The following is a 25431-nucleotide window of genomic DNA, read 5'->3' on the forward strand; positions in this document are numbered from 1 at the left end:
CTCAGTCAACGTCATCCGGGGTCTTGTCCGAGGGAACTGTCATGTCCGTCTCGGCCTCTGTCGAGTCAGTGGGCGTGCCAGCTGCAGGCGTGTCGAACTGGTCCATGTCGATGACCGGGGGCCACACCTCGGGGTTCATCTCGCCAGCCGCACGCTTCTCTGCGATCCAGTCCGAGGTCCCGGCCTCCCGGGACTCGTGCGGTTGGCAGCAGAACTGATGGTTGTCCGGGTCGTCGACGAAGGACTCCTCCGTGCAGTCCTTGCCGGGTCCGCTCTGGTTGTCAGCGGGTGGGCGTCCGATCGCGATCTCATGGCCCGACTTGTAGCCACCGCCGATCCAGTCGGAGTGCGCGACGACGACCTCGTCCCCGATCGAGACGACGGCAGGAACCTTCGGCTCCCAGACAAGGCTCGCGTCGAGTGCAGTGCGCTCGTCCTCCTCCAACTGCGCGAGCGGCCACTGACCGAACCGGAAGGAGCCCGTCTGCACCTTCAACGTCACGTCCTCCCCATCGACGACCGGTCCACGACCGTCCAGGACGACAGCCACCTTGTCGCCGGCGCCGATCCGACGCGTCTTCAACCGCAGCCGGACAGGGTCCACGGCCACGACTTCCGCGTAGGCGACTTCTCGCGTCCCGGCATCCCGCGCTGCCTCACGCGCAGAGTGCGGATTGCCCAGCACCCTCAGTTGTGAGGCGCAGGTCGTGTCCTTGTCGAGAGCTGGCACGAGCGAGTTGCGCCAGTACCAGTTCACTCGACCGAATCGGACAAGGTCAGAGGCGCGGAAGTCCAGACGTCGCCTCCACACCCGCTGAGCATCACCCTCGATGGCCCGATACACCTCGCGCAGCCGCGAGACCGGCAACCCTTCCAGCACCGCGGCGGCCCGGTCGACGATGTCCGCCTTGTACTCGAGTTCTTCGCGGATCAGTTCCTTGTAGTCCCCCTGAGGCGCTTCTCCTCGCTTGCGACGAGAACCCGGCAAGGACCGGTGGATCTTGTCCGAGCTGGCATTGGAGAGCCGCGCACCAGAGGTGTGCAGCTCGGAGGCAACAGCGTCGGAGACCACCCGGTGGTCGAGGGGATCGACGGCTTCAGCCCAGGTGACGATGTAGTCCAGTCGCCCCGCGTCACTCAGGACTCCCCCGGGAACCACGTGCCGGCGAAGCGCCGCCCGCAGGTCCACGAAGGACTCTCGCAGGACCATGGCGCGACCGCGGTCTTGGTCGAGGAGGAAGCTGACAGCCAAACGTTGGTGCTCGGTCAGCGCCTCGGGGACGGCTGCGGGTTCACCGTCGAAGGTCAGGGGCGGTCGGCCCACCTCGAGATCGCGCTGCCAGCGCAGACGGCTGATCTCCGTCCCTGCGAGCGAGTCCGCCATGGAGACCAACAGGTCTCCGGATGCGGTGTCCGGCAGGACGACCTGGACGGGCCCGGGGGCGGTGGGACTCGCTGCGGCCTGATCCGCCATCGCCTCTGCAACAACCGTCCCGAGCAACTCCATGATCGCCAGTCGGGTGCTCATGGACTGGCCGTCGTCGAAGATCGACAGCTCCCACGACATTGCGTCCTTCACCGAGTCCACTCGCCTGACCCCGATGCCGTAGCAGCCGAGCGCCGCCGCGTCCGACTTGGCCAGGACGAGGAAGACCGTGCCGGGCAGCCCCACCGGGTCGGTCCGTCGCTGGCCGGTCCACACGGCTTGTCCATCGCGCGTGGCGACCACGGCCCCGATGGTGCTGTCCGGCACATCGGCCGTCTCGGCCCCTCCCGCAGCGACCATCGACAACGCGGGTCGCTGCTCAGGCGGGATGCCGATCTCCGTGAGCAACGCGGCCGGGTCACTCATCGAGCGGATCTGCTCACGGCAGTATTCAAAGAGGTTGCACGTCGGGCAGGTCGCTGGGTTGAAGGTCTTCTCGAGGTGGTCGACGTACGCCTTCAGCTCGTCGTCCGAGAGGTCGCTTCCGGCCTCACCCACCAGCTGTTGACGCTCCTGTGCCCGCACCCGAACCTCCGCGCGGTGGTCGTCCAGCCGCTCGACCACGGCCATCGGCTGCAGGAAGGCATTTCGAGGCACGGCCAGAGCACCCCATGGGTGCACCGTCATCCCTGTCGGCAGCTTGGACCACTCGTCGACGGACTCCGCCCCGAGGGCCACCTGTAGGAATCCCTTCAGCATCCGCTGGTCGTCGATGAAGGCACGGACGCGCTCGTAGTCCTTGGCATCGCCCATGACGAGCCAGCTACCGATGGGCTTGGCGACTTCCGCGTCGACATGTGCCTCGCTCTGACCGGGCTTGACCTCGAACCGTGGGGTGACCACGGCGAAGTCAGGCTTGACCGGCGTCGCACCAGACACTCCCTCGAGCCCGACGAAAGGGGCGGCGAGCGACGTGATCATCGTGGCCACTCCCTCGTGCATCGCCTTGAGCTGCGCCTGACCAAGCACGGTCGCGGTCGTGTCCGTCCGGACGCCCCCGTCTGCTCGACGGATCCCCGTGGGTCGAGCGAGGTCAAGCGCACCGACAGTGGTCGTCAGCAGTCTCGACACGAAGGCCTCGTGCCGGATGAGCCGCTCGAAGGTCATCGCCCGCATCCAACGGGCCTCGGGAATGCGAGCCGTCTTGTCGGGAGCGCCCAGCGTGTCCGCTACGTCTCGACGACTTCGCCCGAGCACCATCTGGTCAGTTCGGCGGAACCGCTGACACCCAGCATGCTGCGATGCAGCGACCGCGCTGCTTCCCCCACCCGTTGCAAGATTCCCCACGATCCGCACCATAGGGCGGATTGCCGACAACGCGGGGCTTGCTACGCAATGCAATCAATTCGTGAGGCGGTCCCCCGCCCAATCGGCCTGCCGTGCAGGCACATAATGGCGCCATCCGCACCACCGATGAAGGATGAAGAGTGTCTGAGTCGACCTACGAGCTGCTCCTCGAGAAGCTCGACAAGATCTGGAACGGTTTCGGCGAGGACAAGGTCGGCAAGGGCTCTGCCTTCGAGCACCTCATGGCGAGCTATCTGCGGACGGCCCCCGAGTATGCCGAGCGCTTCGACGAGGTCTACCTCTGGCAGGAGTGGCCCGAGCGCGGTAACCAGCACGACCACGGGATCGACATCGTGGCGCGGGACGTCCACAACGGTGGGTGGTGCGCGATCCAGTGCAAGTTCTACGACCCGCAGCACCACGTCTCCAAGAAGGACATCGACTCCTTCCTCGCGGCCTCCGCCAAGACCCAGTTCACGAGTCGGATGCTGTTCTCGACTGCCAAGGACTGGGGACCGACGGCAGAGAAGCAGCTCGACGGTCTGTCAGTCCCGATCACCCGCATCGGGATCAGTGATCTCCTCGAGTCCAAGGTCGACTGGTCCCAGGTCGACTGGCAGGACCCCCAGCAGTACCTGCCCACCACGGGCAAGCACTCCCTTCGTCCACACCAGACCAAGGCCAAGCAGGCAGTCATGCAGGGCCTGACCGAGCACGACCGCGGTCAGCTGATCATGGCCTGCGGTACGGGCAAGACCTTCACCAGCCTGAAGATCGCTGAACAGTTCGCGACTGACCACAAGGCGAAGGCGACGACGGTCCTCTTCCTCGTCCCCTCGATCCAGCTCCTCAACCAGACCCTGCGCGAGTGGAAGCAGGAGAGCGAGATCCCCTTCCGCGCCTTCGCTGTCTGCTCCGACACCCGGGTCGGCAAGCGGGCCGATTCCGAGGACATCAGCGTCACGGACCTGATCCACCCGGCGACCACGGACACCACCGCCTTGGCGGAGCAGATCCGTCAGCGTCACGAGGACGACCAGTTCACCGTCGTCTTCTCCACCTACCAGTCGATCGACGTCGTCGCCAACGCGCAAAAGGGCGGCCTGCCCGAGTTCGACCTCATCATCTGCGACGAGGCCCACCGCACGACCGGTGTGACTCTGGCTGGCGAGGACGAGTCCGCCTTCGTCCGGGTGCACGACAACTCCCGCATCAAGGGCGTCAAGCGTCTCTACATGACGGCCACTCCCCGACTCTTCAACCCGGAGACCAAGGAAAAGGCCGACAACAACGACGCCGTTCTGGCCTCCATGGACGACGAGTCGACATACGGTCCCGTCCTCCACCGGCTCGGCTTCGGCCAGGCCGTCGAGCAGGACCTCCTGACCGACTACAAGGTCCTGGTGCTCAAGGTCGACCGCGGCACGATCGCCGAGTCCTTCCATCAGGAGCTGGCGGCCACGAGCGACATCAAGCTCGATGACGCCACCAAGCTCGTGGGCTGTTGGAACGGCCTTGCCAAGCGCTTCGACCAGCGCGACGCCGATGGAGCGTCGATCGCCCGCAACCCGATGAAGACGGCGGTTGCGTTCGCCAGCAACATCAAGTCGTCCAAGGCTGTGACGGATGCCTTCCCCCAGATCGTTGACCGTCTGATCTCGACCTACGAGGACGACACCGACGCGCAGCACCCCAACAACCTCAAGGTCGACATTCGGCACGTCGACGGCACGATGAATGCTCTGGAGCGTGGCGGGGACCTCCAGTGGCTCAAGGCTGGCAGCTCCTCCGAGGACAACACCTGTCGCCTGCTGACCAACGTCAAGTGCTTGAGCGAAGGGGTGGACGTCCCCTCACTCGATGCCGTGATCTTCCTGAGCCCCCGGGCTTCACAGGTCGACATCGTCCAGTCCGTGGGTCGCGTCATGCGCAAGGACCCGACGGGACGGAAGAAGACCGGATACATCATCCTTCCGGTGGTCGTGGACGGCGACACTCCCCCGGAGTCGGCGTTGGCCGACAACAAGTCCTTCCAAACGGTCTGGGAAGTTCTGCAGGCTCTCCGCGCGCACGACGACCGCTTCAACGCAATGGTCAACCAGCTCGATCTCAACAAGCAGAAGGACAGCCACGTCATCTTCGATGACGCGACTCCCGGCGGCAAGAAGTCCGACCAGGAGGCGACACAGCTGACGCTGCCCTTCGGCATCGAGGCCTGGCGCGACGCGATCTACGCCCGGATCGTGAAGAAGGTCGGTGAGCGACGCTACTGGGAAACCTGGGCCAAGGACATCGCCGAGATCGCCCAGACCCACATCGTCCGCATCAACGGCCTACTCGCCGACCGCGACTCAAACGCGGCAAAGGAGTTCGATGCCTTCCTCGAGGGCCTCCGTGGCAACCTCAACGACGGCATTACGCAGGCCGACGCGGTCGAGATGCTCGCCCAGCACCTGATCACCCGCCCCGTCTTCGAGGCCCTCTTCGCCGGGTACGACTTCGTTAAGAGCAACCCGGTCGCGCAGACGATGGACCGGATGCTCACCGTCCTCGACGAGCACTCCCTCGACGACGAAAACGCATCGCTGGAGAAGTTCTACGACTCCGTCCGGGCACGGGTCGAGGGCGTCGACAACGCTGAAGGCCGACAGCGGATCATCGTCGAGCTCTACGACAAGTTCTTCGCCACCGCCTTCAAGCGCACCGTCGACAAGCTCGGCATCGTCTACACCCCAGTCGAGATCGTCGACTTCATCCTCAACTCCGCCGACGAGCTCCTGCGCCAGCACTTCGGTCAGGGCCTGACTGACGAAGGGGTGCACATCCTCGACGGGTTCACCGGCACCGGGACTTTCATGACCCGTCTGCTCCAGTCGGGGCTGATCGAGCCGCACGACTTAGCGCGCAAGTACGCGAAGGAGATGCACGCCAACGAGATGCTGCTGCTCGCGTACTACATCGCTGCAGTGAACATCGAGACCACCTATCAGGACCTGCGTAGGGGGACCCTTGAGGAAGGTGCAGCGGAGTACGAGCCCTTCGACGGGCTCGTACTGACCGACACCTTCCAGTCCTACGAGGACGGTGATGACGATGACCTGAGGGTCTTCCCGGTCAACAACGAGCGCATCAACCGCCAGCGTCAGCTGCCAATCACCGTCATCGTCGGCAATCCTCCGTACTCCTCTGGGCAGGACTCCGCGAACGACGACAACGCGAACGAGAAGTACCCCGCGCTCGACGTTGCGATCCGCGATACGTATGCCGCCCGGTCGACTGCGACGAACAAGAACAGCCTCTACGACTCCTACATCCGCGCGATCAAATGGGCCTCGCTACGGGTTCAGGACCGCGGTGTTATCGCGTACGTCACCAATGGCGGCTGGCTCGACTCCAACACTGCCGACGGGATGCGCATGTCGCTAGCCGAGGAGTTCAGCGACATCCACATCTACAACCTCCGCGGCAACCAGCGCACCGCCGGTGAGCAGTCCCGCAAGGAAGGCGGAAAGGTCTTCGGCGGAGGATCCCGCGCCACCGTCGCCATCACCCTCCTCGTCAAAGACCCCGCTCAAGACGGACCGGCCACCGTGCACTACACCGACATCGGCGACTACCTCACCCGCGAGCAGAAACTGGCGGCAATCGCCGACACTGCATCCACGGGGGCCTTGAACCCCACACGCTTAGCCCAAATGCCCACGGCGACTGGCTCAATCAGCGTCAGGATGATTTTGCGGGCTGGATGCCACTCGAGTGGATGTTCTTGGAGTCTGGGCGAGGGCTCGAATCTGGACGTGACGCATGGGTCGCGAACTTTAGTGCTCGACGTCTGCGACAAAACATGGAGTCCACCATCGGAGTCTATGAAGCGGACCGGTCGCATGGTGGGGAACGAACCCTAGATCCATCGGCAATCAGTTGGACCGCGACTCTGCAGTCCTCGCTGAGGAGGGGGCTGGGGACTTCGTTCTCGCTGGATGCAGTGACGACGGGGCTTTACCGGCCGTTCACCAAGGTTGTTCGGTACGTGGACTCGGTATGGACACACCGTACCGGGCAGACGCTGCGTTCCTTTCCGACGAGGAACCATCCAAACCGAGGTTTTACCCTGACGGGTGCAGCCTCCCACTACGATTTCTGTCTGATTTCCACGGAGGCGGCTCCGGATCTGCATCTTCTGGACACGGGTCATTTCTTTGCGCGGTGGCGGTACGACTCTGTTGTGCCCACCGATGGGCTGCTCGAACTCGAGGCTGGTGTCGGTGAGGTGGTCGATGGCTACCGCAAAATCGACAACATTACCGACCAGGCGCTGACCCACTTCCAGACTGCGTACGGAGAGTCGTTCGCCAAGGACGACATCTTCTACTACGTCTACGGGGTGTTGCACTCTCCGGACTACCGCGAGACCTACGCAGCGGACCTGAAGAAGTCGCTCCCGCGCATCCCACTCGTGGGGGACGCCACCCCCTTCGTCGAAGCGGGCCGGAAACTCTCCGAGCTGCACCTCGGCTACGAGACCGTGGAGCCGTATCCACTCGATGGGCTCGAGACAGAACTCGGCTCCGCTGACCCATACCAGTTCTATCGCGTCGCGAAGATGAAGTTTGCCAAGGTCCGCGATCCCGAGAGCAAAAAGCTCGTCGCCGAGAAGTCGACAGTCATCTACAACACGCAGATCACCCTCAGCGGCATCCCCGAAGCGGCCCACCGCTACATGCTCGGGTCGCGCTCCGCGATCGAGTGGATCATCGACCGCTACCGAGTGAAGACCGACAAGCAGTCCGGGATCGTCAACGACCCCAACGACTGGTCACTTGAGGTCGAGGACCCGCGCTACATCATCGACCTCCTCGCCCGGATCGTCACGGTCAGCCTGGAGACGATGGCCATCGTCGACTCCCTGCCCGCCCTCGATATCCGTGACACACAGGGCTAAGGGAGCGCGGGACATGGCACGAGAAAAGCCTAGGGGAGCACTCATAGGCGCCTATGGACTGTTCTGGGACCACGATTGGGTCGAGTTTGACGGATTCGGACCTGACAATGTGCCGCTTTTCGGCAGGCGTACGACCCCTGCCCGAGACTCTCTGGTAGTGAACGCAGCAGCGGCGACCGCGTGCTATGTCCTCTACAACGACTACGGGCCCATCTACACGGGAATCTCCGACGCCGGGCTTGGTCGCCGTCTGAAGCAGCATCACAAGAACCCGCCGCGCGGCGAGTGGACCCGATTCAGCTGGTTTGCCTTCGGAGACGTTGGGGCGATGAACGGCGAAAAGAGCGAAGGTTGGTCCACCATCTCTCGTCGAAGTCGACCCGAGGCAACCAATCCCGAGGCGAATGTCCGTGAGCTTGAGGCACTCTTGATCCAGCTACTGGGTCTCCCCCAGAACCAGATGAAGTTCCAAAGGGCCGACAAGTGGGACCAAGTCGACTTCTACGAAGCCAGCGACCTGATCGCCGATCGCTACGTATCCGACAGCCACTTTCCTCCCCAGTGGAAGAGAAGGTGGGCAAGGGGCCACACCCACGGCGACTCCGTCTGATTACACAGACCAGCCACCCGCGAACGGTGTCGGTGGCGTCAGGGATCATTTGGGAATGGCGGGACGGGGAGTCTCGCGGAGGGGAGCACAACATGTCGGGATACACGGTCATCGATGTCGAGACCACAGGGTTGTCGCCGGAACGCCACGATCGAGTCGTGGAGCTCGGGGTCGTTTACGTCTCTGACGATGGCGAGATCCAGGACAGCTGGTCCACGCTCGTCAATCCGGGCCGCGACGTCGGGCCGACGCGGATCCACGGAATCACCGCGAGCGACATCCTCGACGCTCCCCGCTTCGAGGACTTGGCTCCGTACGTGCTCCGCGCGGTCACTGGCCGGACCATCGTCGCGCACAACGCCCCCTTCGACCTGCGGTTCCTCGCGCACGAGCTCCAACGTGCGGGCCTGAGCACGACGCCGCCGTCGGGCCTGTGCACGATGCAGTGGTCCACCGCCTACCTCCACGCCCCCAGCCGTCGGCTCATCGACTGCTGCCGGGCCTCGGGCATCCAGCTGGACCATGCCCACTCGGCCCTGGCCGACGCCACAGCCACCGCACAGCTGCTCGGTCACTACCTGCAGCTGTCGGATCGCCAACCACCGTGGGGCGAGATCCTCCAGGCCAGCCGCAACCACCCATGGCCGGCCTTCGACGGCCCCTACCCGGCCGTTGGGATGGTCGCCCGGACAGCGCGTTCCGCAGTACAGGATGCGTGGATGGGGTCGGTGGTCTCCCAGATGCCACGAGCTGCCGACGCACGCACCGACAGCTACCTCGCCGTCCTCGAGACCGCGCTGCTGGACGGCGTGATCGACACGGAAGAGCAGGCCGCACTGGTCAGCCTGGCCCACGAGTCAGGACTGACACGTCAGCATGTGCTTCGCATCCACCACCAGTACGTCCTGGACATGGCCAAGGTGGCCACATACGACCACGTGGTGACGGACGCCGAGCACGCCGAGCTGGTGCGCACCTCGCACATTCTGGGCCTCGGCCCCGACGACCTCGAGCACGCCCTCGCGGTCGCATGGCGTGAGGCGAAGTCCGGGCACTCCTCACCGCGCCGTGAGTCGACAGCCGGGATCACCCTCGAGCCCGGTGACCGGGTCTCCTTCACCGGCGACATGAGGGTCGAACGGCCCCTGTGGGAAGCCCGCGCCCAGGCAGCAGGACTCACCACGGGTGGGGTGACCAAGACTGCGAAGCTCTTGGTCTCCAGTGACCCGAACTCGCTCAGCGGCAAGGCCAACAAGGCCAGGTCCTACGGGGTCCCGATCGTCTCCGAGGGAGCCTTCGAGGGCCTCATCACCGACGTCGAGCGCTCGTCGCTCCCCCCGTCCGTCACCACCGGAGGACCAGCATGACCACCGACACACAGGTTGACCCGCTCGTCGACAAGGCCACTCGCCTCTTCACCTTCCTCGCCAAGGCACAGCGGCTGAAGGAGCGACCCGTACGGGACGTCGAGCAGTACAAGCGCGGGGTCGGGATGGTCCGCTGGTTCAGCGACCTGCCGCAGCACGAAGCCGTCCGCTGGAGCGCACCGGACGCGGCAGATGACGGACCGCTGCTGGTCATCGACCGGCTCGACAAGATCGATCCACCCCCGATGCCAACGGACATCGGGACGTGGGTGTCCGGCGGTGGCCTGCGCTGCGACGAGAGGCCCTCCCTTCGCCCGTATCTCGTCACCGGTCAGCGCTGGGACGAGGAGAGCGAGGCGATGGTGGAGGATCGTGTCACCATCGAAGAGCGCCCCGATGTCCGGGCCCGATTCGACCGCTGGATGTCGACGTGGGATGCCTGGGCCACGGACGAGAAGGCAGCCATCCCCGTGCGCGAGACCTACAAGGAGATCTTCGGCGCCCACGTGGAGTCCTCGCAGAACGCCGAGGAGAGCGAGCTCGTGCTCGGCCTCGGACTCCTCGCCTGGAACAAGCTCGACCACCCACCAGTGCGCCGGCACATGTTCACCCTCAAGCTCGACGTGCACGTGGATGCGCGGACCGGGCAGCTCGTGGTCGCGGCCGACCCCGAGGCCATCGGCCTGAAGGCCGAGCTCGACATGCTCGAGCCCGAGGCATTCCCCACGTGGGACCTGCCCCAGAAGACCGAGGAACGTGCCGCCGGGTTCTCGGCACCAGCGCTCGACCGTGCAGCACTCCAAGACCTCGGGTCCATGACGATCCACGAGCTGGACCCGGAGGGGCGGTACCTCGACGAAGGGGGCAGTCACGCCCCCACCGAGACCGCCACCCTGGCGTGGTCGCCTGCGCTGGTCCTGCGACCGCGTCCCAAGATCGGACTGGCGCAGGCCTTCGAGAAGATCGCCGCTGACATTGCTGAGGCCGGCGCCGTGCCCGCGGGCCTGCGCCCCCTGCTCGACCCGAACGAACCGCCCCCCGCTCAGCCGGACCCCAGCCCCGGTGCTCTATTGACCGTTGGCGCCGACATCTTCTCGCCGCTACCGCTCAACTCGGTGCAGCGGCAGATCCTCGAGCGAGTGGACCGCAACGCGCAGACCCTGGTGCAGGGCCCGCCCGGGACGGGCAAGACCCACACTGCGGCTGCACTGCTGTCGCACCTGCTCGCCCAGGGCAAGCGCGTGCTCGTCACTGCGCACACCGACCGGGCGCTCTACGAGGTCCGCGGCAAGCTGCCGGAGCTGATCCGGCCGCTGGCCGTCTCCGTCATCGGGGCGAGCCGCAGCGACATGGCGGAGCTGCGGACCGCGGTCGACACGATCTCGCGCAATGCAACCGAGCACGACGTCCCTCAGACGGAGTGGAAGGTCGAGGAGACGCTCCAGCACGTGCAACAGCTTCGAGCGGAGCGGCAGCGACTCAACGAGCAGCTGCTCAACGCTCGCGAGCGCGAGACGACGGCGCTCGCCCACGCCGGATACTCCGGCACCCTCGCAGGCATCGCCCAGCAGTACGAGGACGAGCGTGAGCAGTACACCTGGATCACGGACCTGGTCGGCGAGTCCTCCGACCCCGTCCCCGTCTTGTCCGACGACGAGGCTCTCGAGTGGTTGGGGCTGCTACGGGACGAGCGGTTGCTGGTCAACGGAGAAGAGTCCCTCCGGCGCTCCCTCGACCTGTCGGCCATCCCCTCCCCGGAGGTGTTTGCCAGGATGGCCGAGTCGCTCAATGCTGCCGAACACCGCCACCAGTCCTTCCAGTCGGTGGCAGACCACGCGGCCCGCAAGCCACTGTCGGATCTCCCCCCGGAGGATCGTCGCTCCTTCCGCGATCGCCTCGATAGCGTCGTCGGCCTCGTCAAGGACACGTCGCAGCTGCGGGCGGCATGGCTCGACGATGCGATCACCGACGTGCGCACGGGGGTGACGGACGTGTGGGATGCGCGCTACCGCGACATCGTGGCCCAGCTGGAGTACGTCGACCTCCGGACGAACTTCCTCGGCTACGACACACGGGTGGAGGCGATGGGCGACCCCAACGCCAACATGCAGCTGGCCCAAGCGCTCCGGCAGCACGTGGCATCGGGGTCCGAGGTCAAGGCGAATGTCGACGGCTCGGTGAAGACGGGCATGTTCACGCCGTCGATCGTCAAGCAGTGCAAGCCCTTCCTCGATGCCGTCAGGGTCAACGGCAGAGCACCGACGACGACGGACCTCATCGACCGGTTCACCGCGCACCAGGAGTCACTCTGGACGTTGGAGCGCATGGACCGTGCCTGGCCGGCCGGCACCGTCGTACCCCAAGAGGACACGCTGAGCGAGCGGGCTGCCTGGCACCGCGCCCAGGTGCAGACCCTCGGTCGCGTGCTGGGGATGCGACAGCAACTCAACGAGATCGACGGCTTCGTCCGTGACCGCAGCATGCCCGCCATCGACTGGACCGACCTGGACCACGTGGTCGAGTACGGCACCGTCGTTGAGGCGCTGGGCGCCGAGGAGGAGCACGGTGAGGTGAGCGCCCCCCTTCGCCGTCTCTACGAGGAGCTCGCCACGGTGATCAAGTGGGACGACCAGGCCGACTGGATCGTCCCCATGCAGCAGGCCGTCGACACCCTCGACCACCGGGCCTACGCCCGGGCGCACACACGCGCGCAGGAGCTCGCCGACGTGGCCCGCGACCTCGATCGCACGCATGAGCTCACCCTCCGGGCACGGGCGGCGGCTCCCCGTCTCACGGACGCCGTGACGACGGAACCGCACCAGGTCGAGTGGGATGGACGTCTGTCACGGCTCGAGGCAGCGATCGCATGGGCGGCGACCGGCCACTGGATCCTCGAGCAGGAGGCCCTCGACGCCAACGACCTGCAGGACGAGATCTCCCAGATCGAGGACCGACTGCAAGGTGCCGCAGAGTCGGTCGCGGCGATGCGCGCGTGGAACCACGCGGTCGGACCGGACCGTCTCTCGCTCGGCTCACGAGCAGACCTCACCCAGTACTCCCAGCTGGTCAGGCGACTGGGCAAGGGAACGGGCAAGTACGCGTCGAAGCAGCGAGCCGAGATCCGTGAGTCGCTGGACCGCTGCCGCCCGTCCGTACCTGTGTGGATCATGCCGATCTACCGCGTCGTCGAGCAACTGCGCATCAGCGAAAACATGTTTGACGTCGTCCTCATCGACGAGGCCTCCCAAGCAGGTCTCGAGGCGTCCTTCCTCCAGTACCTCGCACCCAAGATCGTCGTGATCGGTGACGACAAGCAGGTCTCCCCCACCGCGGTGGGTGTCGACCAGCAGGCACTGCGGGACCTCGCGGACCAGTACCTGCACGACGACCGGTACAAGGCGTCCTGGCTCGACCCTGCACGGTCGCTCTTCGACGAGGCATTGATGCGCTACGGCGGGCAGCTCACGCTGACCGAGCACCGACGGTGTGTCCCGGAGATCATCGGATTCTCCAACCGAATTGCCTACGAGCCCAACGGGATCCGTTTGGTCCCGGTCCGTCAGTTCGGCGCGGATCGCCTCGAGCCGATCAAGATCACTCGGACCGACAATGCCTTCGAAGAAGGTTCGAGTGGCAGCAAGGTCAACCGTGGCGAGGCCCGAGCACTCGTCGATGCGCTCAAGGACTGCTTCGAGGACCCGAGCTACGACGGACGGACCTTTGGCGTCATCTCGCTGCTCGGCACGACGCAGGGCAAGCTCATCGAGTCGATGCTCCTGGATGAGGTCGGAGCTGATGAGTGGGAGCAGAGGGATCTGCGGGTCGGGTCACCGGCCGAGTTCCAAGGCTCTGAGCGCGATGTCATCTTCCTCAGCATGGTCTCCTCAGCCGAGCCCGGCCGTCGCGTCGCCGCCCTGACGCGCGACATGTACATGCAGCGGTACAACGTCGCGGTCAGCCGGGCCAAGGACCAAGTCTGGCTCTTCCACACCCTCACCATGCGTGACCTGACCAACGAGCAGGACATGCGCTTCCAGCTCCTCGACTACGCCTACGGGGTTACCCAGCGTGGGCGGGACCTCGACGTCGGCGAGTCTCCCGTCGTGCCGGAGGACGAAAGGATCGAAGGGTTCGACTCGCTCTTCGAGCAGCGCGTCTACAACCGGATCGTCGACCGTGGCTTCACGGTGGTTCCCCAGCTCGAGGCGCAGGGCTATCGCATCGACTTGGTCGTCGTCGGAGCCAATGGTCGCCTTGCCGTGGAGTGTGACGGCGACCGATGGCACGGGCCGGACGCCTACGCCGCAGATCTCGCCCGTCAGCGGGACCTCGAGCGATGCGGGTGGACCTTCTTCCGGGTGCGCGAGTCTGCCTTCTACGTCGACAAGGCGGCAGCCCTGGCACCTCTGTGGCAGACGCTCGAGGAGCTGGACATCCGACCCGCTGACTACCTCGACGAGACTGCGGTGGAGACGGTCGACGAGGAGACCCTCGGCGAAGGAGCAGACGAGGACAGCGAACCCGCGTCCGTCCCGGTTGAGTCCGAGACGGCCAACGCGGAGACCCACCCGGACGTTGCAACCGCGACCGAGGAGGTCCACTGGACCGCCAGGATCCCGGAGTCCGACGATGACGCCGCTCTGGACTCATTTGCTCCCGTGCCTGCATTCGAGTCGTCCTCACACGCGGTCCCCGTGCTCTCCGCTGACGCGCCTCCGACGATGAGCACGCCTCCGCCACCGCCTCCCGCCCCTGTGGTGGGGTCGATGGTCACCACGCGCGCCCAGACGACCGAAACCGACGACCCACTGGCAGATGCAGCGGATGCCGTGACCGTCGCCGGACAACTGCCCGCCTATGGCGTCTTCTCCGGAGCCACCGTCCCTGTCGGTGAGGCCACGACGGAGGAGATCATCGACGGCCTGGAGCAGATCGTCATGGCCGAGGGGCCCCTGACGGGCGAGCGTCTCGTGCGGTGCTACGTCAACGCCTCGGGCGGCAGGCGCATCGGGAAGCTCATCGCCAAGGAGTTGAACTCTGCCGTGACGCGAGCCGAGCGGTCCGGCCGCATCGTCTCCGACAACCCCCTGCTGCAGCCGGGGATCAAGCCGAAGACCTTCCGGCTGTCCGACCAGCCTGCGGTGACACTTCGGTCTTTGGGGCCACGCACGCTCGACGAGGTCCCCCCTGCGGAGTTAGCCGCGGCGATGCACATCGCTGAGCGCGAGCACGGTGCCATCAGCGACGAGGAAATCATGAGGACCACGTTGTGGCTCTTTGGCCGCAAGACCCTCACGCAGGCGGCTCGAGACCGGATGGACCCGGTATTGGCTCTGGTACGTCGGCAGGAAATCGGAATCGACAATCCAGAGGAAGGCCTGTCATGACCGAGAGCGAGACATCCGAGGACGGACGCTCCGTCCAGATGGAGATCCGTCTGTTCCTGTCGGAGGACGAAACGCGGCTCGGTGACGTCTATCGGTTGCGTGAAGAAGGGCTGACCCCAGCCGAGACGGCCGAGAGGTTGGGCGTCCCGAGTGTCGGCTTCGCGTACTCGTACGCCCAACTTCTGGATGCGCTGATCGATGGGACTCTCCCGAGGAACAGCGCCCATCTCTCACGGCAGGCGGCTGGACGCACCCGAACTCTGCTCAAGTCCAAGGGTTGGTCACACGCGGCTCGCGCTTGGCTCGAGCAGTTGGAGACGCAGCTCGACGCCCTTGCCGCCGACGAGGTCGTACGTGCACGAGAGGAGGACGAAGCACGGGATCGCACCGAGCAAGCAGAGGACACACGGCAGCCAGGAATCTACGTTTACGCCCTCCCGCACTACCTGCGATACCCCTACGATCCCGAGCGCGGCCACACGCTACTGAAGGTGGGGCAATCGCAGGTGGACGTCTACCAACGCTCGACGCAACAAAGGAGGACGACAGCTCTCCCGGAGGACCCCCTGCTACTTCGCGTGTACGGGACGACGTCCGAAGACGCACCTGCGACCGAGCGGTATTTCCACACCTTCCTCGAAGACGCTGACCACCACCGCAATCGCTCCACACGCGCTGGTCGTGAGTGGTTCCTGACCACGACCAAGTTCCTGGATCGTCTTGCGACCGAAAAGGGCCTGGACGTCGAGGTCATCAACGACCTAGATCCTGCGACGGATTGATATGCCCTCGACGATCGGCTGGCTCGACACGACCGCGGAGCAACAACGCATCGCACGCGAGATGGTCTCGCTCTTCATGGTGAGCGAGTCTCGCGACGAGCTCGGCATCGGGCAGATCCGCGACGTGATGAGCAACTGGATGTTCCCCGGCACGTCAGTGCTGCAGGCGCGGGCCCGGTACTTCGTCCTGGTCCCGTGGTGTCACCTCGTGGCGGAGCGACGATCACAACGCAGGGGCCAAGACCTCGCTCAGCAGGTGCGCGAGGTCCAGCTGGAGATGATCGAGACGATGCAGCGTGAGCATGGCGACGCCACCGGCCTGATCGGCAAGCAGTCCGGGCGATCGCTGAAGGGTCTCCCCCGCGATCTCTTCTGGACCGGCCTCGTGACCTTCGACATCCGTCGTTCTGAGAGCGAGCTCCCCCGTCATCGAGGTCCTGCCGAGGGCGAGGTCACCGAGATGGCCAACCGGCAACCCACGGCGTGGGACCCGGACCTACCGCCCGTCCCTGAAGGATTCCCGGCCGAGGTACCGGGCGGCCTCGACATGGCCGCCGAAGAAGCACAGTGGCTGTATGAGCGCATGCGCGCTGACCGCGAAGACACGTACCTCGCCCACCTGCTCGCCCTCGATCCCGCACTCATCGACGTGGCCGACGCACCGTGGGAGGTGGCGAGCAACACAGCGTTCGCATCGGTGAGGCACGCCCAACACTTCAGTCTCGTCATGGAGGGGGCCTCGCTCCTCTACAACCTCCTCGTCGCCGAACACTACGAGGACCACACGGACCTCAACCGTCTCGACGGGGACGGCCTCGGCACGAGCTACCGGGACAAGCTCGCCGACTGGTCCATCCGGCTCTCCAGCACCGCCCCGCTCGGATCATGGGACCTCGACGAGTTCATCTCAGAGGTCAACGCCCGCAACCGTCGGATCAGCCATCGCACATGGGCCTTCGTCGTCGACTGGGTCACCCTCCTGAGAGACGAGGGCCCGGAATCGGTGGCGGACTCACCCGACGCCCGCCGCCTCATCGCGGCGAGAGAGAGCCGCAAGGGCGCCAAGTCGCGCCTCACCGACAACTCGAAGACCCTCGAGACGTGGAGCGGCGACTCCGGCAGCGGCGCACTGACCTACCGTTGGCCCGTCATCAAACGACTGCTCCTCGACATCAATCAGGGCCTCGGGACACAGGAGGTCACCAGTGCTGACGCCTGATGCCCGAACCGTCCTCCTCGACGACCTGCGCGCGCCCACCGGGTACACCATCGACCACGCCGTCGCCACGACCTTCACTCTCGACCTCACCGCAGCGATGCTGCCCCCCTTCGCCATCGCCAACATCGGGATGACCGGTCGTCCCGACCCGATCACCCTCCTGCAGGCGTTGCGGCACGCGAGCGACAAGGTCGACATCTTTTGCCAAGCAGGCGCCATCGGGGTCCCACGGAGCGAGGACCTCGTAGCCTTCCTCGAGCCGATGGTCCACCAGGTCGTCACGACAGGCGGCCTCTTCCACCCCAAGGTGTGGGTCATGCGTTTCGTCGCCGACGACGCGCGACCGAAGTACCGGCTCCTCGTCCTCAGCCGCAATCTCACCCACGACAACACGTGGGACATCGCCGTCCGGCTGGACTCGGAGTCCATCTCGGACGGGCCGATCGAGATGAACGGCCCTCTGGCCGCGCTCCTGCGTTGGCTTCCCGAGCACGTCCACCACATCGACTCCGACCGCGCGACACGACTCCGCTCGCTCGCCGACGATCTCTCGCACGTGACGTGGGAAAGGCCAGAGGACGTCGAGAGGCTTTCCTTCCACGTCGTCGGACTCCCCGGGCACGACACCCTGTCGCTGCACGCCGGTCGCCACCTCATCATCTCCCCCTTCGTCGAAGACGACGGCTTGGCGAGGGCCACCCGTGGCCGCCAGAAGGCGCCCACCCTGATCTCCCGGCAAGAGACCCTCGATGCTCTGTCGGAAGACGCGCTCGATGGCGTCGACGCGTACACGCTGGCAGCGGACGTCGATGTCCCCACCACCGACGAGACGGGTGAGGACGAACCGGACGTACCGCTGCTGCACGGTCTGCACGCGAAGGTCTACGTGCTCGAGCCAACCGACAAGTGGACCAAGGCAAGGGTCCTGCTCGGGTCGAGCAACGCGACGACGCCCGGCCTGACAGGCAACGTCGAGTTCCTCGTGGAGGCTCTCGGCCGGCGGGACCGGCTCGGCATCGACAGCATCGTGCCCCCCGATGCGGAGAGCCGCAACGGGTTGCGACCACTCATCGAGCCTTACGTCCGCCAGCCGCCACTCGACCGTGAGGACGAGCGGACACGGCGACGTCTGCAGGGCACATTGCGGTCGATCGCAGCCATCGAGCACCTCGTTGAGATCGTCGACGAGGCCGCGTCAGCCGATGGGCAGATGTACCGCGCCACGATCTCGACCAGCGTCGACTACCCATCGACGGAGGCCTCGGTCTCCGTCGCTCTGCTGACGCGTCGGGCGAGCACAGCTGACGTCGAACGGCGCCCCCACCTCGTCGTCCACCACCTGCCCCCGGCGGACATTTCGCCATGCGTGATCGTGACGGCTTCGGAGGGCGATATCACCGAGTCCACGATTGTCCTGGGCCGGCTGATCGGCGCACCGGAAGGTCGGCTCGACGCTGTCATCGCGCGGCAGATCGATGATCCCGAGAAGTTCATGCGACTGCTGATGCTCATGCTGAGCCTCGGCAACCCCTCCGAACTGGCTGCTCTCCTGGCGGCGCACCGAGGCTCCGGCAGCGGTGGGGACAGCCTCGACATCACCACCTCCGGGGTGCTCGAGCTGGTCTTGCGAGGTCTGAGCACCGGCGGCGCTGGCATTGAGGACCTCGACCACCTGATCACCAAGGTGCTTGATGACAACGTCCTGCCGGGTGGATTCCGCGAGTTCTGGAGCCAAGTGTCCCAAGCACGCCGATTGCTGGAGGACAAGCGATGAGCGACGAGCGGTTCGCAGCCGAGCCAGTGCTCAACGGACTCAAGGGGTTCCAGCGCGACACTGTCGAGCACGTCTTCAGGGCACTGCACGGCGAAGGAGGATCCAACCGGTTCCTCGTCGCCGATGAGACCGGCCTCGGCAAGAGCATCGTCGCTCGCGGCCTCATCGCGAAGACCATCGAGCGACTCCAGGACGACGACAGCGTCCAGCGGATCGACATCGTCTACGTCTGCTCCAACATGGACCTAGCTCGTCAGAACATCGGGCGGCTCAATGTGACGGGCGAGCAGGAGGTGGCCTTCAGCAGCCGCCTCACCTTGCTCGGTCAGCACTCCGCGCGGCTGAACCAGCTGGAGGGGCGCCGGTCCTTCAACGGCAAGCCCGTCAACCTCATCTCCTTCACGCCGTCGACCTCCTTCGATCCTGGGCATGCAACCGGGCAAGCCCCTGAAAGGGCACTCCTCGTCCTCGTCCTGGAACAAGTCCTCGGGATGACGGCCAAGGAGAGGAACTGGACGACGAACCTGCTCCGGGCCTCGGTTTCGAGCGTCAGGTCGATGCGGGGATACGTCTCGGAAATGGAGGCCAGCCTCAAAAACGGTATCGACGACTCGGTGCTCGACCGGTTCTCGGAGGTGGCCAGTGCTGTATCGACCTCCGGGGAGCCGTCGTTGGACCAGTTCCGGGCTCTGCTCGACGAGGTGATGGTGCACCGCGGCGTAACCCAGGTCCATCGCGACCGAGCGCACAGGATCATCGGCGCCCTGCGCCATGATCTGGCCAAGGCAGGCATCGCCACCCTCGAGCCAGACCTCGTGATCCTCGACGAGTTCCAGAGGTTCCGACCCCTGCTGGCCCGGGACAACGACGCCGGATCATTGGCCCACGACCTCTTCTCCTTCGATGCGGCCAAGGTCCTGCTGCTATCGGCCACCCCCTACAAGCCGTTCACTTACGCGGAGGAAGCCGAGGACCACGCCTCCGACTTCCTGCGCACGATCCGCTTCCTGCACGACGAGCCCGAGGGATCATCCCCCGCCACCGATCGCATCGCCGACCTCCTTGCGGACTACCGACGGGACGTGACGACGGGTCAGGACGCCAGCACGGCGGCCGACGCAGCAAGTGAAGCACTCCTGCGCGTCATGTGCCGTAACGAGCGACCACTCATCGGCGACCGTTCGATGCTAGACGTGCGGCTGAGATCGGCAGATGCAATCACCGCCGAGGACCTCGCCGGATACGTCCGGTTGAAGCAGCTGGCCGATGTCGTCGATCCACGAGCCGGCCTCGTGGGCATCGACTACTGGAAGTCGGCGCCGTACTTCCTCACCTTCTGCAGCGGGTATCGGCTGCGAGACCGGATCAAGGACTGCGCAACGCCGGAACTGCCTGACGCGCTGCAGGCCGCGCAGCACCTCACTCGCGCTGACATCGACGCACGACGTCCCATCGATCTGGGCAATGCACGCATCCGACAGTTGGCAGACGAGCTCGCGGACAGCGGGCTGTGGCGCCTGCTCTGGATGCCCCCTTCGTTGCCCTATCTCGCCCCGAGCGGCCCGTATGCAGGGATCGACCAGACCGAGGTCACCAAGCGGTTGGTCTTCTCTGCTTGGACCGCGACCCCCGCCTCCGTGGCCAGTCTGCTCAGCTACGAGGTCGACCGCCAGATCCACGAGGTCTCAGCGGGCGGCATGTCCGAGCGTGGTCAGATGTTCGTCTACCGCGGCATGTCGGAGACCGGCCGACCGCAGTCAATGACGACACTCATGACCTTCTGGCCCATGCCGGGTCTGGCTCGACTCACTGACCCCCGCGAGCATGCGAGGCGTCATGGCGTCACTGGTGTCGACGACTTCCTGACGGAGGTCATCCCGAGCCTCCGCGCACAGTTCGATGGCCTCAGTGGGACCGGCAGTGATGCGGACGGCGAGGACGCGCAGCGCGCGTGGCACTCAGCCTTCGCGCACCCGTCATGCTGGCCGCGCGAGAACAGCACCATCACGGCGATCACGCAGGCCATGGCACCAACAGCCAAGGCGACGGCCATCGACCATCAACGGGAGCAGACGGAGGCCTCGCGGCTACTGAGCCAGCACGTGGTCTTTGCCTCCGAACTCGACGACAGCCCAGCGCTGCGTGACGAAGACGTCCGGATCCTCGCCGAAGTCGGGGCCTTCTCCCCCGCCAACATCAGTTGGAGAGTCCTCCAGCGACTCTTCGGAGAGCAGGATGACGTCTCGGACGACGGCCTCATGGTCGCTGCCGCGGCCCTGGCCGGCGGGCTACGCACGCTCTTCAACACACCGCACGCCACCGCGATCGTGCGGGCCGCAGGTGAAAGTGATCAAGGCCTCCCGCAGTGGCGCCGTGTCCTCAACTACACGGCAAAGGGCAACCTTGAGGCCGCACTCGAGGAGTGGCTCTTCAACCGACGCAACGAGGTCGCGCGAGACTGGTCCGATGCGTCCTTGCTCACCTTTGCAAGCGACGAGGCCGCCGCGATCGGCCTGCGCACGTCGACGCTGACAGCCTTCGACGCCAGCACGCACGGCTCTGAGGACCCGACGATCCGCTTCCCGATGCGCTTCGCCGTCCGGTACGGGGCCAGGGACTCACACGGCGGGGACGACGCCCGCATGCCCGAGGTGCGAGCCTCTTTCAACAGCCCCTTCTGGCCCTTCGTACTCGTCTCCACCTCGGTCGGGCAGGAGGGCATCGACTTCCACTGGTGGTGCCACGCGATCATGCACTGGAACATCCCACCCAACCCGGTCGACTTCGAGCAGCGCGAAGGGAGGGTCGACCGGTTCCGCGGCCACGCGCTCCGAAAGAACATCGCCGAAAAACACGGCAACACCGCGCTCAGCGGCAACGGGGCGAGTCCCTGGCCGCACCTCTTCGAACTGGCAACCGACCTGCGCCACGAGCACGGCCACTTCACGCCCGACTGGGTCTATCCCGGTCCAGCCAAGATCCAACGCCATCTAGCGCCCTACTCCATGAGTCGAGACGAAGAGCAGTACCGGAAGGTTGAGCGAGATGTGGCGCTCTATCGGCTGGCCCTGGGGCAGCCTCGACAAGAAGACATGATCGCCTTGATGCGGAAGCAGACTGACGCGGGTGCGAGCCCCGCGCGAATCAACCTCAGACCCGGGACGGCATCTTGGGGTCCCCGAGGTCAGGGACGTGACCCGGAATATCACCGAGAGCCATGACATCACCGGGTCAAGACCTGGCCGAGCAGTAGCCTCGCGCCTGAGATCTTTCTCGGGCCGCTGTTTGCCGCCGGCGCTGCCGATGGCGCATACGCTGGGCTTGCCCTCGTCGCCATTGACGAGCCTCAGCTGCTGGTAGTTCTCGATGGTTCTGCTCCCACTCATGATTGGCTGTCGATAAATGGACACAGAGATTCAGCTCATGAGCGACGGTGACGGGCTCGCCGTCATCGGCGACCCACAAGCTCTTGAGCGCTTCCTCGCGGCCGAAGGTCTCGAGTCGAGGACTCTGGACCTGCCTCGACTCGGGACAGTGCTGAGCGCTGGAGCAGCGACTGCGCAGGCGGGATCAGAGATCGCGGCCGGCTCGGGCCGCTGGGTGAAGCTCACCAAGGAATCTTCCGCGCTCAAACTCATCCGGGACCAGGTCGGCCACGTCCTCGCGCTCTGAATCCAGCGGTTCGACGTAACCCATGTGCTCTCCTCGTCATCAGCACCCTGACCTCAGGCGCTTGTGCAAGATAGCCGATTTGACGTCAGTCGCGGCCCCCTGTCGACGACGTTTGAAACGAGGCCATAACGACGGGCAAAACGAGTCCACCCCAGATTGGATGGGTTATCTCTATGGAGGATTGACGACAGCTGCGCAGGCCCCAGTGATCGACGGTGAGCCACCGTCCTCCAAGGATCCAAACCAATAGCTCAGTGCCAGAACGTGATGGCTACAGCCCAGCCCTGCGCGCTAGTACTCCACGCGGAAGATGAAGCATGCTCAGCTTGTGCACGACGGTTCCATAGTGTCGGCAACGACGCAGGAGGCACCTTGACTCGAGATGTGGCGTTCTCTTCCCCCTCCGCCGCAGGAGCAGTGTGCCTGGGGGCGGTCGGTCTCCATCAACGGACGAACCGCTTGGAGTGTGGCAAACGGTTCCACCTAAGGAGACTGGGCATCACAGACCGGTGGAATTCCAGACTGACCTCATGGGTATCCGGGGACGCGGTGGTGTGGGCTCCCCGTCAGGCCCAGCCACGAGCCTCCGTGCGGACTGCCTGTGCACTGTGGTCGGCCCCGGTGAGGTCGGCAACCCGCTCGAGAAGCGCGAGATCCTTTGCTCGTGCTTTGCCTCGTACAGCCACGGTCTTGACGGCGGCGCGGTATATGGACTGCAGGTCGCCTTCCGTCTCTTGAAGGATGCCCCACACGCGAGCGCGGTCCACCTCGATGACAGCACGCAGTTCGTCCAGCGCCTCGTCTGCTGAACCCAACTCACGCAAGTGTCTGGTCACGTGATGAAGCAGCAGGTGCTGGCTGGTCGTGGCTGGCCCATCTGAACACGCCACCGTCCACATGATCCAAGGCAACGCTCGGTGGTGTGGAGTAGAGGCGGCAATCCTCTCTGCCTCCTCCATCAGCTTGGCTTCCAAACGGAATACCTCTCGCGCATGCCCCCCAGCGGTCTTTGTGGTCCAGTAGTTCACTCCAGCAGAGAGCGGCACACCGACACCAGGAATGGCGAACTTGATGACGTTGCGCTGAAGCAGATGCTTGCCGACCACGGGCAAACTCTTGGCTGCCGCCAAGGTCCCCTTGCTGAACACCTTCTTCACCACGGGCCGGACAAGCGCGGGCACCCCCTTCATCAGGGCGGTGCCCCCGACCTCACCAGACTTGATCACGAAGGCGATCCGGATCAGTTTCCACAGGTCGTCGGGGTCCTCCACGTCCAGCGGTACGCCATAGAGGACAGCGATGTCGTACGCCAGCCTCAGCTGGAGTTGTGACGTGTAGACCATGTCGACGGCGAAGCTAGCGCCCCCAGCGGGCAGCGTCAGAGGGGATGCCGCACCACCACTGCCAATCGTCGCTGCGACAGCTCCGGTATACGCCGCAGCGCTCAAACCGCCCTCGATGCTCGCGTACCGGGCTGCCATCTGGATGCGCTCTTGCACCACGGCGTCGGCGGGGAGGTCGGGGTACTTACGGCGGAAGTACCCTGCGTTGACCTCCTTGACGTACCTGTCCAAAGAGAAGGTCAGCAAGTTCGCGAACCAGTTCCCCTGCTTGAGGTCGTCCATCGAAAGATTCTTGACAAATTCGCGGACACGCTCAAGTTCTCGCCGCACAACTTTCTCGTCCTGGGTCGAGACATCCCGGTTGTTGTCCTGCGCATCGTCCGTCATGAGGCTCCGTTCATTGGGGCCCGACCACCGGGCTCGATACCAAGGGCGATTCTACGAGCGGCGCGACTCCTGCAGCTTGTAGCGCCTCCACCAACAACGGGACCGTTGGGTGACCACGACAAACTCCGTGGTGAGGGCCATCCCGCGCGCGTTCATATATCCCTGGCGCACGGATCAAATCGTCTGCGCGAAAAGTCCCAATTGGTTCGCCGAGACCGCAGACGGGCCTTCTGCCTCGTCCTTGAGCAGGCTCGGGTTAAGCACGTGGAAGGGCTCGAAGAGCAGTCGATACCGAACCATCTCCGATGAGCCAGCTCCGCCCCCAGACTCTCGGCTTGGGCACGCAGCTCGGACCTGGTGGCGGCATTCCGCTGATCTTGCCCCGTCACGAAAGCCCGCGAACTTCGTATAGGGCGACGACCGCCGTAGCGAGGTCGGTCCAGGCGTCGGAACCAGCATCTCTCCCTTCGCCCCGCAAGAGCTAGGCTTGCGACTGGTCACCAAACGAGGGGAGGAACGATGGGCCAGATCGTACTTCCGCCCAACGTGATCGGCTACGTGTTCCGCACTGACTGCGCAGCACAGGGCTGGTCGTACATCGGCCAGAGCACGCGCCTCGATCAAAAACACATCGGAGGCTACTTCGGTAGCAGCTCCGCTATCAAGGAAGCCATGGCAGAGCATGGGCTTGACGGGCTCACGAAGCGCGTGCTGGCTACGGCTGAGAGCGCGCTTGAGCTTCACTACCTAGAGATGGTCTCGATAGCTGAGGCTCGCAAAAACGGCGTGCAACTACTTAACGGCGACTTTGGTGGTCCACGACCATTCCCAACAATGCAACGTGCACTGTGGGCAGCGCTCCCTGCGGCGATGCGGGTGGCGACAGATCCCAAGAAGTTTCACAAAGTCATCACGAGAAATCGCGAAATGGTCGAGCAAGCGATCCTCGATGCATCGTCGGTCTCCGGCGATGAGTACTACATCGGCTTGGAACGGGACCTATTGGCGGTGGAAGACCTCTCATACGATTGCCCCTCATGTGGCTCACTCGCAGGCACGGTCTGTCGTACGAACTCGACGGTTGAGACCAAGCCGCACAACCCGACGTCGAACCATAAGGCTCGACCGCGAGCAACTTCATAGTCACTGGCTCAATGGCTGCGGCTCGCTTCACG

The 25431-nt window shown here is 65.0% G+C and carries 12 protein-coding genes and 1 pseudogene; 11 read left to right on the forward strand and 2 right to left on the reverse strand.

Going from position 1 to position 25431, the window contains the following annotated elements:
* Position 1 precedes the first annotated feature (1 nt).
* Positions 2-2593 (reverse strand): hypothetical protein, encoded by a 2592-nt coding sequence (locus ASG73_RS04670; RefSeq protein WP_235499354.1) that lies wholly within the window; start codon positions 2591-2593, stop codon positions 2-4.
* 422 nt (positions 2594-3015) lie between these two features.
* Between ASG73_RS04670 and ASG73_RS18280 the strand changes: the two are divergent.
* The 10 genes and pseudogenes from ASG73_RS18280 to ASG73_RS04715 all read left to right on the forward strand — a co-directional run.
* A pseudogene (locus tag ASG73_RS18280) lies at positions 3016-5358 on the forward strand (restriction endonuclease); the annotation flags it as partial.
* Between the two features lie 1175 nt (positions 5359-6533).
* A complete protein-coding gene (locus ASG73_RS18285; protein WP_235499376.1) occupies positions 6534-7715 on the forward strand; it encodes a type ISP restriction/modification enzyme in 1182 nt (393 codons plus the stop codon).
* Positions 7716-7872: 157 nt separating this feature from the next.
* Complete coding sequence (locus tag ASG73_RS17780) at positions 7873-8325, forward strand: GIY-YIG nuclease family protein (protein ID WP_235499355.1); 453 nt, start codon at positions 7873-7875, stop codon at positions 8323-8325.
* Positions 8326-8417: 92 nt separating this feature from the next.
* Entirely contained in the window at positions 8418-9692 is a 1275-nt protein-coding gene (locus tag ASG73_RS04685) for an exonuclease domain-containing protein (protein ID WP_082567009.1), read from the forward strand.
* Entirely contained in the window at positions 9689-15079 is a 5391-nt protein-coding gene (locus ASG73_RS04690) for an AAA domain-containing protein (RefSeq protein ID WP_055991642.1), read from the forward strand. The genes ASG73_RS04685 and ASG73_RS04690 overlap by 4 nt, the downstream gene beginning before the upstream one ends.
* The gene (locus ASG73_RS04695; RefSeq protein ID WP_055991646.1) at positions 15076-15861 is read left to right on the forward strand and encodes a GIY-YIG nuclease family protein; all 786 of its coding nucleotides are present in this window, start codon (positions 15076-15078) and stop codon (positions 15859-15861) included. The genes ASG73_RS04690 and ASG73_RS04695 overlap by 4 nt, the downstream gene beginning before the upstream one ends.
* Position 15862: 1 nt before the next feature.
* A complete protein-coding gene (locus tag ASG73_RS04700) occupies positions 15863-17080 on the forward strand; it encodes a DUF6361 family protein (protein ID WP_055991649.1) in 1218 nt (405 codons plus the stop codon).
* Positions 17067-18854 carry a phospholipase D family protein gene (locus ASG73_RS04705; RefSeq protein WP_156466136.1) on the forward strand — a complete coding sequence of 596 codons (1788 nt, stop codon included), beginning with the start codon at positions 17067-17069 and terminating at the stop codon, positions 18852-18854. Before ASG73_RS04700 ends, ASG73_RS04705 begins: the two co-directional genes overlap by 14 nt.
* Positions 18851-22075, forward strand: coding sequence for a helicase-related protein (locus ASG73_RS04710; protein WP_055991654.1), 3225 nt, complete (start codon positions 18851-18853; stop codon positions 22073-22075). The genes ASG73_RS04705 and ASG73_RS04710 overlap by 4 nt, the downstream gene beginning before the upstream one ends.
* Positions 22076-22256: 181 nt before the next feature.
* Positions 22257-22526: a hypothetical protein gene (locus ASG73_RS04715; protein ID WP_055991657.1), complete on the forward strand. Its 270-nt coding sequence runs from the start codon at positions 22257-22259 to the stop codon at positions 22524-22526.
* Positions 22527-23092: 566 nt separating this feature from the next.
* Here the strand turns inward: ASG73_RS04715 and ASG73_RS04720 are convergent.
* Complete coding sequence (locus ASG73_RS04720; protein ID WP_055991660.1) at positions 23093-24256, reverse strand: hypothetical protein; 1164 nt, start codon at positions 24254-24256, stop codon at positions 23093-23095.
* Between the two features lie 519 nt (positions 24257-24775).
* On the opposite strand from ASG73_RS04720, the gene ASG73_RS17785 reads away from it, so the two are divergent.
* The gene (locus tag ASG73_RS17785) at positions 24776-25399 is read left to right on the forward strand and encodes a hypothetical protein (protein WP_156466137.1); all 624 of its coding nucleotides are present in this window, start codon (positions 24776-24778) and stop codon (positions 25397-25399) included.
* Positions 25400-25431 lie beyond the last annotated feature (32 nt).

This window comes from Janibacter sp. Soil728 (genome assembly GCF_001428305.1).
Classification (GTDB): Bacteria; Actinomycetota; Actinomycetes; order Actinomycetales; family Dermatophilaceae; genus Janibacter.

Coding starts and splice junctions, on each gene's coding strand:
- ASG73_RS04670 (WP_235499354.1), bottom strand. CDS start 2,593: ATGACCTTCGAGCGGCTCATCCGGCACGAGGCCTTCGTGTCGAGACTG.
- ASG73_RS04700 (WP_055991649.1), top strand. CDS start 15,863: ATGCCCTCGACGATCGGCTGGCTCGACACGACCGCGGAGCAACAACGC.
- ASG73_RS04690 (WP_055991642.1), top strand. CDS start 9,689: ATGACCACCGACACACAGGTTGACCCGCTCGTCGACAAGGCCACTCGC.
- ASG73_RS04695 (WP_055991646.1), top strand. CDS start 15,076: ATGACCGAGAGCGAGACATCCGAGGACGGACGCTCCGTCCAGATGGAG.
- ASG73_RS04720 (WP_055991660.1), bottom strand. CDS start 24,256: ATGACGGACGATGCGCAGGACAACAACCGGGATGTCTCGACCCAGGAC.
- ASG73_RS18285 (WP_235499376.1), top strand. CDS start 6,534: ATGTTCTTGGAGTCTGGGCGAGGGCTCGAATCTGGACGTGACGCATGG.
- ASG73_RS17785 (WP_156466137.1), top strand. CDS start 24,776: ATGGGCCAGATCGTACTTCCGCCCAACGTGATCGGCTACGTGTTCCGC.
- ASG73_RS04715 (WP_055991657.1), top strand. CDS start 22,257: ATGGACACAGAGATTCAGCTCATGAGCGACGGTGACGGGCTCGCCGTC.
- ASG73_RS04710 (WP_055991654.1), top strand. CDS start 18,851: ATGAGCGACGAGCGGTTCGCAGCCGAGCCAGTGCTCAACGGACTCAAG.
- ASG73_RS04685 (WP_082567009.1), top strand. CDS start 8,418: ATGTCGGGATACACGGTCATCGATGTCGAGACCACAGGGTTGTCGCCG.